Origin of the sequence: Methylovulum sp. (assembly GCF_028687615.1) — a bacterium.
GTDB lineage: Bacteria > Pseudomonadota > Gammaproteobacteria > Methylococcales > Methylomonadaceae > Methylovulum.
The window spans coordinates 1-12,278 of the sequence record NZ_JAQTZU010000032.1 but is presented as its reverse complement, the minus strand read 5'-3'; the positions used below and the strand labels follow the sequence as shown (position 1 = coordinate 12,278).

Here is a 12,278-nt window from a genome sequence, read left to right as displayed (position 1 = left end):
AAAATCTGTTTATCCCTTACAATAAGGGCTTTCATTTTTGACACCGTAATTTTATGTTCCTCATTCCCGATCCGGTAGGCCGATTCTTCCATCGCATGGCATCGCCACCGCATTTTTACGCCCTCACCGAAAAACTCATGCCTTGGCTAGTGGCTATTTTCCTTATTTTATTGGCTTGCGGGCTCTACGGCGGCTTGTATCTCGCCCCGCCCGACTACCAACAAGGCGACAGCTACCGCATCATTTATATCCATGTACCTAGCGCGTGGATGTCGCTGTTCATCTATGTGATGATGGCGCTGGCGGGTGCAATCGGATTGATCTGGCGCATCAAGCTGGCCGAAATCGTCGCCATCAGCAGCGCGTCGGTTGGCGCGAGCTTTACTTTTATCGCCTTGGTGACCGGCTCGCTGTGGGGCAAGCCGATGTGGGGAACCTGGTGGGTCTGGGATGCGCGGTTGACATCAGAATTGGTTTTGCTGTTTCTGTACTTGGGCGTGATCGGCCTGTACAACGCCATCGACGACAAACGCACCGCCTCCAAAGCGGTGGCGATTTTGGCGTTAGTTGGCGTGGTCAATATCCCTATCATCCATTACTCGGTGGAATGGTGGAGTACGCTGCACCAAGGCCCGACCGTCACCAAAATGGACAAGCCGTCCATCCACGTCAGCATGTTGGTGCCGTTGTTGTTGATGGCGGTGGCGTTCAAATTTTATTACCTCATCGCCATGCTGCAACGGACGCGGTTGGAATTGCTGCAACGCGAACGTACCGCAAACTGGGTAAAAAAAATGGTCTTGGAGCAAAAACTATGAGCCTACAAGAATTCTTCAATATGGGCGGTTACGCCTTTTATGTCTGGACTAGCTACGGTATTTGTTTCGTTGTGCTGCTCGCGAACATCATCCTGCCCATCATCCAGCGCAAACAATTTTTACGTCAGCTTGCTCATAAACAAAAACGACAAAACCCATGAAACCGATACGCAGACAACGTTTGATTTTGATTATTTTGATGGTGGCGGGCATAGGCACTGCCGTCGGTTTCGCGCTGAAGTCGTTTAACGAAAACCTGATGTACTTTTTTTCCACCACCGACGTGCTGGCAGGCAAAGCCCCCAAAGACGCGCTATTCCGTTTAGGCGGCATGGTGGTAAAAGGCTCGGTGCAACGCCCGGGCGACGGTTTGACTGTCCACTTTAAACTCACCGATTTCAGCAAAGAAGTCGCGGTGGAATACACCGGCATCCTGCCCGATTTGTTCCGCGAAGGCCAAGGCATCGTCGCTAACGGTAAATTGGACGGTCGCGGCGTATTTATCGCCGAGGAAGTGCTGGCGAAACATGATGAAAATTACATGCCGCCGGAAGTTAAGGCGAGTTTGAAGAAGCAGGTTGAAGGCAAATAAGCAAGCTAAGACATCCAGAGGTAAACAGACATGATTGAAGAATATTTAAAAGCGGCAATGACCACCGCCCATTACGAAATCATCGACGATGAAGACCCCTATTATGGTGAAATCGCCCAATTAAAAGGCGTTTGGGCATCCGGCAAAACCTTGGAAGAATGCCGCGATAACCTGCTGAGTAATTTGGAAGGTTGGCTATTGATTTGCAACAGCCAAGGCATTGACATACCAGAAATAAATGGTTGTCGATTAATCACGCCCAAGGTGTTAGAAGTTGCCTAAATTAAGCCCTATTTCATGGCGAGAGCTAGTCGCCAATTTAAAAGCCTTGGGTTTTAGCGGCCCTTACGAAGGAGGCAAACACCCTTACATGATTAAAGGCCGCTTGGTTTTAACCTTGCCAAATCCGCACAAGCAAGAAATCAGCGTCGATTTATTGAAAAGATTATTGAAACAAGCCGATATTGATCGGGATGCTTGGTTGGGCATTAAAAAATGAAACCCCCAAAAGTAAAGTCCGTACAAGCAATCGACAGTCATATTTTGTTGGTGGAATTTGATAACCAACAAAAACGCCAATACGATGCTACGCCTTTGTTATCCAAAGCTATGTTTTTACCATTGAAAAATGCAGCTTTTTTTAAATCGGTTAAGGTTGACACAGGCGGTTATGCTGTGGTTTGGAACGAAGATATTGATATTAGTGAGTATGAGTTGTGGCGTAATGGGCAGCCATTAGCCTAATGGATACGAAATACTTTACTTTTTGGACATCATGAATTTTCATATTGAATACGAACTCGAAACCGATGGGCGTTGGCTGGCAGAAGTGCCTGAAATTCCTGGCGTACTCACATATGGCGCAACAGCTAACGAAGCGATGGCTAAAGCCGAAGTGTTGGCGAAACATGATGAAAACATGCCTCCAGAAGTTAAGGCGAATTTGAAGCAGCAGGTTGATACAACTACAGACCCAAAATGAACGATATTATTAGCGGAAAATTAAAACGCTGGAACGATGAGAAAGGATTTGGTTTTGTCCAATCTGAAAACCAAAAAAACGATATCTTTATCCATATCTCTGCATTTAAAAATATGCCTCGCCGCCCTATTGTTGGCGATGTCATTTATTATCAAATTCATGTAGGTGATGACGGAAAAACAAAGGCAATTAATGCCAGAATTGAAGGTGTTGCTTTTGTTAAAACAAAAAAATCACCGCGTAAAATGCAAAATAAAAAACAAAACCAATGGGTTATAATACTATTCGCACTGGTAATTTTCGTAGCGCTAGGCTCAATTTTCTATAGCAACTTAAAACTATACGTCCATACTGAACCGAGTAATACAACTGAACTTGCTGCAAGCAAAAATAGTAGCCACGATTTAATTTTAAAAAATGTATTTGAGCATCGCACGAGTAATGTTCAAGTCGAAGGCGAAGGCATAATTTCAAAAATATTGCCGGATGATATGGAAGGCGACAAACATCAGAAATTTATTGTCAGATTAAATTCCGGGCAAACGCTTTTGATTGCCCACAATATCGACCTTGCAGGGAGAATTGACGCCGTTCAGGAAGGTGACAGCATTGCTTTTAACGGTGAGTATGAATGGAATGCAAAAGGAGGTGTCATACATTGGACGCATCATGATCCCAACGGCAATCATGTCCAAGGTTGGATAAAGCATAACGGACAAACTTATCAATGAATGCAATCCTATCTGGGACGCAAAAAAATGGCGGTACGATATGTTGCAAAAATGAATGCCGTTGAAGCCGTTGAAAAGGAATGGCAAGGATACGGCAAAAATTAACTTCCCTGAAAACACCATCTTTACTGATAACGTCCCTTAAAGAGATGTTGTCAGTTTACTGTTTCATACTGGTAGTTATTGTTCAAACCATTAGCCCTACGCAATCACTCCCAAATCACGCATTCCCTTTGGCTACGCAGACTAAAAGTTTCCCTAGCCAAATACTTAACTGTAAAATCGGCATTTTTATCTTTTTAATGGAGCAATAACCAAATGGGTAGAGCCTACCAAAACCGTAAAGTGTCGATGGCCAAAACATCGGATGCCAAGGCAAAGGTTTACAGCAAATATGGCCGCGAACTTTATGTCTGCGCAAAAGCGGGGGGCGTAGACCCTGATGGCAACTTGGCATTACGCGGACTGATCGAGCGGGCTAAAAAATCCCAAGTACCCGCCCACGTTATCGAAAAAGCCCTGGATAAAGCGAAAGGCGGTGGCGGCGAAGATTTTGCGCCCGCCCGCTATGAAGGTTTTGGCCCCGGCGGCTGCATGGTGATTGTCGATTGTTTGACTGACAACCCGAACCGCACGTTTAACGATGTGCGCCAGTGTTTCACGAAAACCAAGGCAAAAATTGGCATACAAGGCGCGGTCAGCCATTCATTTGACCATAGTGCGATTTTGGCGTTTAAGCATGATGATGAGGATGCGGTTCTTGATGCCTTGCTGACGGCTGATGTCGATGTCGCCGATGTGGAAAGTGAAGAGGGCAAAATCACCGTCTTCACGCCCCCCGCCGATTATTTTAAAGCCAAACAAGCCTTGGCGGATTTGTTAGGCGAGGTTGATTTTGAGGTGGACGAAATTCAATTTTTGCCCAAAGGCACCACGGCGATTAGCGGTGATGATCTGATCTTATTTGAAAAATTTTTGGATATGCTGGATGAGTTGGATGATGTGCAGAACGTCTATCATGATGCCGAGTATTGAGGCATCCGATAGAGTCAGCTAAATTCCATTCAAGTAAACCCCCATTATTTTGGGTATTTTAGGATACGGATGATCCATTATTGTCCACGAAATACCCACCTAAACCCGCGCCAAGGACAACCGCAATGATCCCAGAACTAGGCCACTTTTCCCTCATCCTCGCCCTGTGCATGGCTTTCGTGCTGGGGACAATGCCGGTTATCGGCGCGTTCCGCAACATCTCCGGCTGGATCGCTGTCGCCAAGCCCGCCGCCTTCGGGCAATTGTTGTTCATCGCCATCGCCTACGGTTGCCTCACTTACAGCAGCCTAATCCACGATTTTTCCGTCGCGTACATCGCCCACAATTCCAACACCGCCTTGCCGACGCTGTACTTGGTGTCCGGTGTCTGGGGGGCGCATGAAGGCTCGTTGTTGCTCTGGGCCTTGGTGCTGGCATGTTGGACGGGTTTGGTGGCTTGTTTTAGCAAAACCATCCCCGAAACGACGGTGGCGCGGGTGTTGGGTGTGATGGGCTTGGTCTCCATCGGTTTCTTGCTGTTTTTATTGCTGACTTCCAACCCGTTCGAACGGCTCTTCCCCGCGCCACCCGAAGGCCGCGATTTGAACCCGTTGCTGCAAGACCCAGGTCTCGCGATTCATCCGCCAATGCTGTACATGGGCTATGTCGGTTTTTCCGTGGCGTTTGCCTTTGCCATCGCCGCCTTGCTGGAAGGCCGTTTGGATGCCGCGTGGGCCCGTTGGTCGCGCCCGTGGACGAATATGGCATGGATGTTCCTGACATTGGGTATCGCGCTGGGCAGTTGGTGGGCGTATTACGAACTCGGCTGGGGCGGCTGGTGGTTTTGGGATCCGGTCGAAAACGCCTCGTTCATGCCCTGGCTGGTCGGCACGGCCTTGATGCACTCGTTGGCGGCCACGGAAAAACGCGGCGTATTCAAAACATGGACAGTATTGTTGGCGATTTTTGCCTTTTCCTTGAGCTTGCTCGGCACCTTCCTCGTCCGCTCCGGCGTGTTGACCTCCGTCCACGCCTTCGCCAGTGACCCGACGCGCGGCCTGTTCGTGCTGATCTTTTTGGCGATAGTCGTCGGTGGTTCATTGTTGTTGTACGCCATCCGCGCCCCGTATGTCAAAAGCAGCGCGACCTTTGAACTGGTTTCCAAGGAATCGGCGATTTTGCTGAACAACGTCCTGCTGGTCGTCACTGCGTCCAGCATTTTGCTAGGCACACTGTACCCGCTCATCATTGATGCGTTGGGCTTAGGTAAAATTTCCGTAGGCCCGCCGTATTTCAACGCCGTGTTCATCCCGTTGATGGCGCCCTTGTCGCTTGCGGTGGGTTTGGGCGTGTTGATGCGCTGGAAAAAAGACAGCTTGGCGGCGTTGGGTGCACGTTTGCGTTGGATTATCGGCGGCTGTGTCGCAGGTGGTCTAGCCATCCCCTTGCTGATGCCGTTTTATTCTTGGGGTGCGGTGTTGGGTTTGACGCTGGCCTTGTGGACTGTAGCCATCGCCGTGCTGGCATTTATTGACCGCTTAGGCAGCCAAGGTTTTTCCATGCAACGTCTGGCATCCATCCCGTCCGGTTTTTATGGCATGACCATCGCCCATCTGGGCATTGCCGTGTTCGTCACGGGCATTACCTTAACCTCCGTGTACAGCGTCGAAAAAGACGTGCGCATGGCCCCTAACGAAAAACTGGACATGTCCGGTTATATTTTTGAATTCCACGGCGTTAAAGAAACCCAAGGCGTCAATTACGTCGCCCAGCAAGCCTTCCTGACCGTCAGCCACAACGGCAAGCAAGTCGCCGAGTTAGAACCGCAAAAACGTGTCTACCAAGTGCAAACCATGCCCATGACCGAAGCGGCGATAGATGCCGGATTGTTCCGGGATTTGTTCGTCGCCATCGGCGAACCGCTAGGCGATGAAGGCGCGTGGAGCCTGCGGATTTATTACAAATCCTTCATCCGCTGGATTTGGCTAGGCGCGGTGTTTATGGCGGTGGGCGGACTGTGCGCGGCTTGTGACCGGCGGTATCGGCTTGCCAAAATATCTACAGGTGGATGATGAACATCAATGAAAACAAAAGGTTTGCCTTATTGATTGACGCCGACAACGCCCAAGCGAAAGCGATAGACGCGATATTGACCGAAGCCGCCCGATACGGGGATGTCACTTCACGGCGATGTTATGGTGATTGGACAAACACACGGCTAGGCAGTTGGAAAACGGTGCTGAACAAACACGCCATCCAACCCATGCAGCAATTTGCCTACACCTCAGGTAAAAATGCCACGGATTCCGCCTTAATCATTGATGCGATGGACTTGCTGTATACCAGTAAATTTGACGGTTTTTTTCTGGTGTCCAGCGACAGCGATTTTACGAAATTGGCGACCCGTATCCGGGAAGCCGGGCTTGAAGTGATTGGCATTGGCAGGCGCTTAACGCCCGAAGCTTTCCGGGCGGCGTGTAATAAATTTATTTTTACCGAAACCATCATGGATGAGAATCCCGCTGATGATGCCAAGAAACCAACCAAGCCCATAGCAACCAACGCCACCGTATCAAAAAAAGTAGATAACTTGGTTGTTTCCACTAGCCAAACTGATAAAAACACCCAATCCACCAAGATTGCGAACCCATCCAAAGACGCCACCTTAAAAAAGTTGCTTAAAGAAGCGATAGAGTCCGCCTCAGAAGAAGACGGCTGGGCCAATTTAGGCGGCGTAGGCTCGTATATCCCGCGTGTGGACAGTTCATTTGACCCTAGAAATTACGGCTTTGACAAACTGGGCAAATTGATCCGGTCGCTGGATTATATTGAAGTGCAACAAAAAAATATTGAAAGCGGATCGAATATTTATATCCGCTATAAAGAATCTAATGAATAGAATTGTTTTTCAGATGATACCTTCCTTATCAAACTAAGATGCCCTACGAAAAACTAAAGGAAAAATATCAAGCGACAGCTTACAGTAATGAAATTGCTTGTAATCCGTTAAGTTACATTTTGCGGAAGGCAGAAATAGGTTACAACTTAAGTTCAATTGAATGGGAGTGGTTGGAACAACGGCAATTGCGAAAAATGATTGAGATGATTCAATCGCAGGAGAATTATAGGAGTGAATTGCGCCGCGCTATATTAACCGAACAACGCCAGTTACTTGCCAAGCAAATTGACGAAGCAAAAACCAAAAAAATTCCTAAATTCGGCTGTGCAAAAGGGACATTTAAAATGACGGACAATTTTGACGCGCCTTTGGATGGGCTATAAGCCGATACGATTAACAGGACACTGGGAGAAAAGGCTATGCCAAGCTTACAGATTGAAGATATTAATGCGGATGCTGTTTCCGCCTATCAACATGCCAGCCTTGTGCAAAAAAAGCACATCAAAACCTTGCTTGAGCATCTGATTTGGCAACAAACCCAGCAGACCGGACCATCAACCAAAACCGCTTACGCGTTTTTAAATGATGATATTTGGGAAGGTGATGCTCCGGCGGATTTAGCGGATAACCATGACCATTACTTATACGATCAACCATGAAGGATCGCCGTATTTTTGTGGATACGGGGCTTATTTGGCTCTATTCCATAAAGCCGATCAATGTCATCAGCAGGCTTGTATAGCGTGGCAAGAAATAGAAACTCAGCAACGGATAATCGTAACCATCAACCATGTGCTTGACGAATTGGCGACGCTTTTAGGGCGGCGAACCGAATATACGTTTGCAGGTAGGAAAACAGCGCAAATTTATGTCTCTGAGCTGGTCGTTATTGAACGCAGCAATGAATGGGATGAGTACGAAGCATTGGCGATATTCCAAAAATATGCAGACCAAAAAGTCAGTTTCACCGATTGTTTATCGTTTGTGACTATGCAGCGTTTGAGTATAAGGCAGGTTTTTACCTTTGATTATCATTTTTCGCTGTTAGGTTTTGATATTTTCCGTCTTATTCCGTCTTCGCCAAAAATACCCCCAATGCTTAAATAGCTCCTCCACTAATCCCGTTCATCGTCATGGTAATCTTCTAACGCAGGGCGGGGTTTGAAACTCCGACCGTAACATTGTAAGTTAGCCAATAGGCACTAAAACGTTACGGAACGGGTCGCTTAATGCGCCTACTGTTGGTACAAACCCGTTCCAGCAGCCGTTACCAAAAGTATTGTCGATACGGAAAACTCAAAACGCTGTAAGTCATTGTTTATTTATATGTGCTTGCCCTGGTTTGGATCATTATGCTTGTATGTTTAGCGGGCTTCGATCACCTCATCCTTCAACACATCATAGGCATTGAAGGCATTACGCATACTGAGTTTTAGGTTGATAATGCAGGCCAGCGTGGTGCTGGTGAAAATGCAGATCATGATGGCGATTTGGTACTTCACGGCTAGCCAGGGTTCGCTGCCGCCCAGGATTTGTCCGGTCATCATGCCGGGCAGTGACACTAACCCCATCGTGGACATGCTGGCGATACCCGGGCTGATGGCGGCCTTGATGGCGACACGGTAGTAAGGGCGCACCGCTTCCCAACGGGTGGCGCCCAGCAGCAAAAAGGTCATGTATTCTTGCTCGTTTTTGCGTAAGCTCGAATAGAAGCGTTCCAAGGCGATGACATTGCCTTGCAGGCAGTTACCGAGGATCATGCCCGCCAAGGGCACGATGTAGCGGGCATCGTAAAAATGCGGGGGTTGGATGACCAGCACCACCAGATAAAAAGTCGCAAACAAGGTGCTAAAGGCAATTGCGATAAACGTGGGCAACACAAAAAACCGTAATTTAAGCCCCGCCCGTTGCAAAATGCTTACATCGGCAACCGTCAGCATGACCAGTATCCATAAGGCATTAAGCCTGGGGTCATTTAGGCTGAACAGGGTTTTCAGGTAAAAGCCGACCAATGCCAATTGAAGGCTCATGCGCAGGATGCTGATGAGTATGTCGCGGCTGAGGCGTAGGCCAATCAACCAAAGCAGCAGCCAAGGCAGGAAGCAAAGGCCGTAGAGCACCGCCATCTGCGGCAACGCAATATCAAGCGTGTTCATGACGGGTTTCCTGGGTCAAATGGCCTTCTTCCAATTCCAAGGCTATATCACAACGAGTTATCCAATCGGGGTCATGCGCGACAGACAACACGGTCAATTCGGGATTGGCAAAAACCTCGAACACTGCTTGTTTGCTTTCAGGATCCAAGGCGCTGGTGACTTCATCGAGCAGATACAGGTTTTTGCCCAAAAGCAAGCCACGCGCTAAGGCAAGCCGCTGTTTTTCACCGCCGGAAATGCGGCTGCTTTCTTGGTTCAAAATGTCGGCGGGTAGATGCAGTTGTTCCAGGATTGACATGATTTGTGTGTCTGTCGGCTTATGGTCACGATGGGCTTTGTATTGAAAGGGCAGCAACAGCGCGTCACGTACCGTGTCCGCACCTAAGACGGGTTCTTGTCCTATGTAGGCGGTATGGCTGCGGATAGCTTGTATCGTAGAATAATCCAGCGGTTTTTCCTGAAAATAAACCTTGCCGCTAGTCAATGTTTGCAATCCCAGCAAAGTTTTCAATACCGTGCTTTTACCAGAGCCGGATTTGCCGCATAACACCGCTTTTTCACCTGTGTGCAGCGTAAAGCTGAAGTTGGATAGGATGGTTTTGTCGCGGACGGCGACGGTTGCCTGGTCGAATCGGATGATGGCTGGCATGGCGCAATTTGGGATAGTTTTGGAATGTTCCATCATAGCAAATATTACCATCCCATAAGTTCTTGCGCGGCCTACTAATAATACTAAGGGATGGACCAACACCTTCGCCAAACGGAAAAAATGATTCCATTGTTAATGAAACCGAAAGAAATCACCAGAAAAGGTAGAATACAAGTTTCTTAAACCAAGCATCACCGGCCTAATCTGATCATGGACAAAATCATAACTGATCATGGATGAAATCACATAACTGGGGTCACATAACAAGGGTCAGCACATAACAGGGGTCAGAGTAAACTTAAGCCCCTGCTATACTGTTTATATCTATCGACTTCGGGAAAAACAAATGGCGAAATTGGCCCGCGCGTGTCCAATCGGAACTCCCCAGTAAACAAAGGCATGGTGCTTGGCAGCGAGCGATTTAAAGCGGAAATAGAAAATTTGAGCGGTCGGCGGATGGCCGCCAAAAAAATGGGTAGGCCTGTCGGCTGGCGGAAGAAAAAAACGGATCAGTATATAAGTTTACTCTGACCCCAGTTATGTTGCAAGGCTTTGGCTTGGGCGCGTGGGGTGCTGATGTGGTTGGCGATTTCGGAGTAAAAAAACATGTTTTTTTACTCCCCTAAAATCATAAGTTCAACCTGTTGCTTGGCTTGCTCCAACTCGGTTGCCGTTTGCTGTTGCAGGGCTTTCGCTAAAGGCAATTAGGTTTTTGGCTATGCCTTGGGGTATCAGTTCCATCATGTGTGCTTTGTTCCTTGGGTTATGCGGATATTTCAATGGATTAATCGGGTGTTTATTTCACTTTATCCTGACAATGCGGGGGTGCGTAGACTATTTTGCAGTGGATTCGTCAGGCTTTTGTCAGTAATGAAATCCAGTCATGATAAGGCTTTCTGGTGAATCATGACAATCTGACAAAATAACTATTACCTTTTTATAGGGGCTTGTTGCTATTTATCATACAGTTTCCTCGAACACCGTCATTTGCACCGTGCTATTTTAGCTGCGGCAAAACACCGTCTATCGTGAGCCAATACGGGTTTGGGTTGTGATATTTAAATTTTTAAACAAACGATTCAATCATCATGCGTTTAACTTGTTTGGTCAAAATAACTGGGGTCAGAGAAAATAACTGGGGTCAGAGTAAATTTAAACATCTGCTATACCGTTGATGTTTATATCTATCGACTTCGGGAAAAACAAATGGCGAGACTGGCCCGCGCGTGTCCAATCGGAATTCCCCAGTAAACAAAGGTATGGCACTTGGCAGTGAGCGATTTAAAGCGGAAATAGAAAATTTGAGCGGTCGGCGGATGGCCGCCAAAAAATGGGTAGGCCTGTCGGCTGGCGGAAGAAAAGAACGGATCAGTATATAAGTTTACTCTGACCCCAGTTATTTTGACCCCAGTTATTTTAAGTTTACTCTGACCCCAGTTATTTTGACCCCAGTTATTTGCGGCCTTCTTTGCGGAACAACACCACATCCAAATCTTGCTCTAGCTTTTGTATGGTGTAAGAAATGGCTGAAGGGACACGAAATAAATCCTGGGCCGCCGCCGCAAAGCTGCCCTTGCGGTCAATTGCCGCCAATACTTCTAAGGCATCTAAGGCATCTAAGGCATCTAAGGTGATAGGGTATTTCATAGGTAAGCTATTGTATAAAAATAAAAAGCCCCGTTGGTAACAGCGGGGCTTTTTTGATTAGGCATTATGTTGAACGGTTTTTTGCAAAGCCGATACTGGGCATAAATAACATAAAACCGCTCAATCCATTAAGCCATTATGGACAGGTCGGTACGCGCGAAGGGATAGTCACTGTCACCGCAGCGGATTTAAGCCCGGCGGCACTTACTACCATTGAATAGGTTCCCGCAGGTGTTCTAGGTTTCAAACAAAAATTAGTTGTCACCACAGCTCTGCCAGTACCTACATCAGTAGTGCTCCAGTTTGTCGTTTTGGCGTAGTAAACGCTTCTGCCATTTTTCAACTGAACAATCGGGTAATTTTGGTCACTTTCCACATCATCACCATAGCTCCCACCTGCGGACTGTCCGGTCAAGCGTTTTCCTGTCAACAAGAACTGACCACGGCCACTATAGGTCACTGAGTCAATTAGAGGACGCAAGCTAGGAAATGATGCAGCATCAGGGGTATATACCCATAATTGTAAGTCATTAAGACCTAATAACACTTGACCTGTTGGCAACATTAACATACGCGTAACGTACACTTTCGCAGAGCTAAGTGCATTGCTTAAACTGGCAGGCAACAACAATTGGGTAATAGTATAGCTAATCCGATATAAAAAGATGTCCTGTAACTGCCTCAGTGAAGAGGTCGTCAACGGAACATCGGAACTTATTACGGATGGATTTAAGTTGCGCCCATTTGTGTTCGATAGGGTTAAGGTCTG

18 protein-coding genes are annotated in these 12,278 nt (G+C 47.4%); 14 read left to right on the top strand and 4 right to left on the bottom strand.

Annotated elements, in window-relative coordinates; genetic code table 11:
- The first annotated feature begins 53 nt into the window (after window positions 1–53).
- From PHH59_RS14960 to PHH59_RS14895, 14 genes are all read left to right on the top strand, one after another.
- Complete coding sequence (locus PHH59_RS14960; protein ID WP_300017951.1) at window positions 54–818, top strand: heme ABC transporter permease; 765 nt, start codon at window positions 54–56, stop codon at window positions 816–818.
- Entirely contained in the window at window positions 815–979 is a 165-nt protein-coding gene (gene ccmD, locus PHH59_RS14955; protein ID WP_300017948.1) for a heme exporter protein CcmD, read from the top strand. Before PHH59_RS14960 ends, ccmD begins: the two co-directional genes overlap by 4 nt.
- Window positions 976–1,410 (top strand): cytochrome c maturation protein CcmE, encoded by a 435-nt coding sequence (gene ccmE, locus PHH59_RS14950; protein WP_300017945.1) that lies wholly within the window; start codon window positions 976–978, stop codon window positions 1,408–1,410. The genes ccmD and ccmE overlap by 4 nt, the downstream gene beginning before the upstream one ends.
- A 30-nt stretch (window positions 1,411–1,440) precedes the next feature.
- Window positions 1,441–1,692 (top strand): type II toxin-antitoxin system HicB family antitoxin, encoded by a 252-nt coding sequence (locus tag PHH59_RS14945; RefSeq protein ID WP_300017942.1) that lies wholly within the window; start codon window positions 1,441–1,443, stop codon window positions 1,690–1,692.
- Window positions 1,685–1,909, top strand: a complete 225-nt coding sequence (locus PHH59_RS14940) for a type II toxin-antitoxin system HicA family toxin (RefSeq protein WP_300017939.1) — start codon at window positions 1,685–1,687, stop codon at window positions 1,907–1,909. Before PHH59_RS14945 ends, PHH59_RS14940 begins: the two co-directional genes overlap by 8 nt.
- A complete protein-coding gene (locus PHH59_RS14935; RefSeq protein WP_300017936.1) occupies window positions 1,906–2,154 on the top strand; it encodes a DUF2442 domain-containing protein in 249 nt (82 codons plus the stop codon). The genes PHH59_RS14940 and PHH59_RS14935 overlap by 4 nt, the downstream gene beginning before the upstream one ends.
- A gap of 31 nt (window positions 2,155–2,185) precedes the next feature.
- The gene (locus PHH59_RS14930) at window positions 2,186–2,392 is read left to right on the top strand and encodes a hypothetical protein (protein WP_300017933.1); all 207 of its coding nucleotides are present in this window, start codon (window positions 2,186–2,188) and stop codon (window positions 2,390–2,392) included.
- On the top strand, window positions 2,389–3,123 hold the full coding sequence (locus PHH59_RS14925; protein ID WP_300017930.1) for a DUF3465 domain-containing protein: 735 nt from the start codon (window positions 2,389–2,391) through the stop codon (window positions 3,121–3,123). The genes PHH59_RS14930 and PHH59_RS14925 overlap by 4 nt, the downstream gene beginning before the upstream one ends.
- 318 nt (window positions 3,124–3,441) lie before the next feature.
- Entirely contained in the window at window positions 3,442–4,158 is a 717-nt protein-coding gene (locus tag PHH59_RS14920) for a YebC/PmpR family DNA-binding transcriptional regulator (protein ID WP_300017927.1), read from the top strand.
- 125 nt (window positions 4,159–4,283) lie between these two features.
- The gene (locus tag PHH59_RS14915) at window positions 4,284–6,230 is read left to right on the top strand and encodes a heme lyase CcmF/NrfE family subunit (protein WP_300017924.1); all 1,947 of its coding nucleotides are present in this window, start codon (window positions 4,284–4,286) and stop codon (window positions 6,228–6,230) included.
- Entirely contained in the window at window positions 6,230–7,057 is an 828-nt protein-coding gene (locus tag PHH59_RS14910; protein ID WP_300017921.1) for an NYN domain-containing protein, read from the top strand. The genes PHH59_RS14915 and PHH59_RS14910 overlap by 1 nt, the downstream gene beginning before the upstream one ends.
- 38 nt (window positions 7,058–7,095) lie before the next feature.
- On the top strand, window positions 7,096–7,440 hold the full coding sequence (locus PHH59_RS14905; RefSeq protein ID WP_300017918.1) for a DUF2281 domain-containing protein: 345 nt from the start codon (window positions 7,096–7,098) through the stop codon (window positions 7,438–7,440).
- A gap of 36 nt (window positions 7,441–7,476) precedes the next feature.
- Window positions 7,477–7,716, top strand: coding sequence for a hypothetical protein (locus PHH59_RS14900; RefSeq protein WP_300017915.1), 240 nt, complete (start codon window positions 7,477–7,479; stop codon window positions 7,714–7,716).
- Window positions 7,688–8,164 carry a PIN domain-containing protein gene (locus PHH59_RS14895; protein ID WP_300017912.1) on the top strand — a complete coding sequence of 159 codons (477 nt, stop codon included), beginning with the start codon at window positions 7,688–7,690 and terminating at the stop codon, window positions 8,162–8,164. The genes PHH59_RS14900 and PHH59_RS14895 overlap by 29 nt, the downstream gene beginning before the upstream one ends.
- 257 nt (window positions 8,165–8,421) lie before the next feature.
- Here PHH59_RS14895 and fetB read toward each other — a convergent pair whose 3' ends face one another.
- The 4 genes from fetB to PHH59_RS14875 form a co-directional block, all read right to left on the bottom strand.
- Window positions 8,422–9,213: an iron export ABC transporter permease subunit FetB gene (gene fetB / locus PHH59_RS14890; RefSeq protein WP_300017909.1), complete on the bottom strand. Its 792-nt coding sequence runs from the start codon at window positions 9,211–9,213 to the stop codon at window positions 8,422–8,424.
- On the bottom strand, window positions 9,200–9,862 hold the full coding sequence (locus PHH59_RS14885) for an ATP-binding cassette domain-containing protein (protein WP_300017906.1): 663 nt from the start codon (window positions 9,860–9,862) through the stop codon (window positions 9,200–9,202). Before PHH59_RS14885 ends, fetB begins: the two co-directional genes overlap by 14 nt.
- A 1,452-nt stretch (window positions 9,863–11,314) precedes the next feature.
- Entirely contained in the window at window positions 11,315–11,509 is a 195-nt protein-coding gene (locus PHH59_RS14880) for a LysR family transcriptional regulator (protein WP_300017903.1), read from the bottom strand.
- A gap of 136 nt (window positions 11,510–11,645) precedes the next feature.
- Window positions 11,646–12,278, bottom strand: a 633-nt coding sequence (locus PHH59_RS14875) for a hypothetical protein (RefSeq protein WP_300017900.1), incomplete at its 5' end; no start/stop codon positions are given.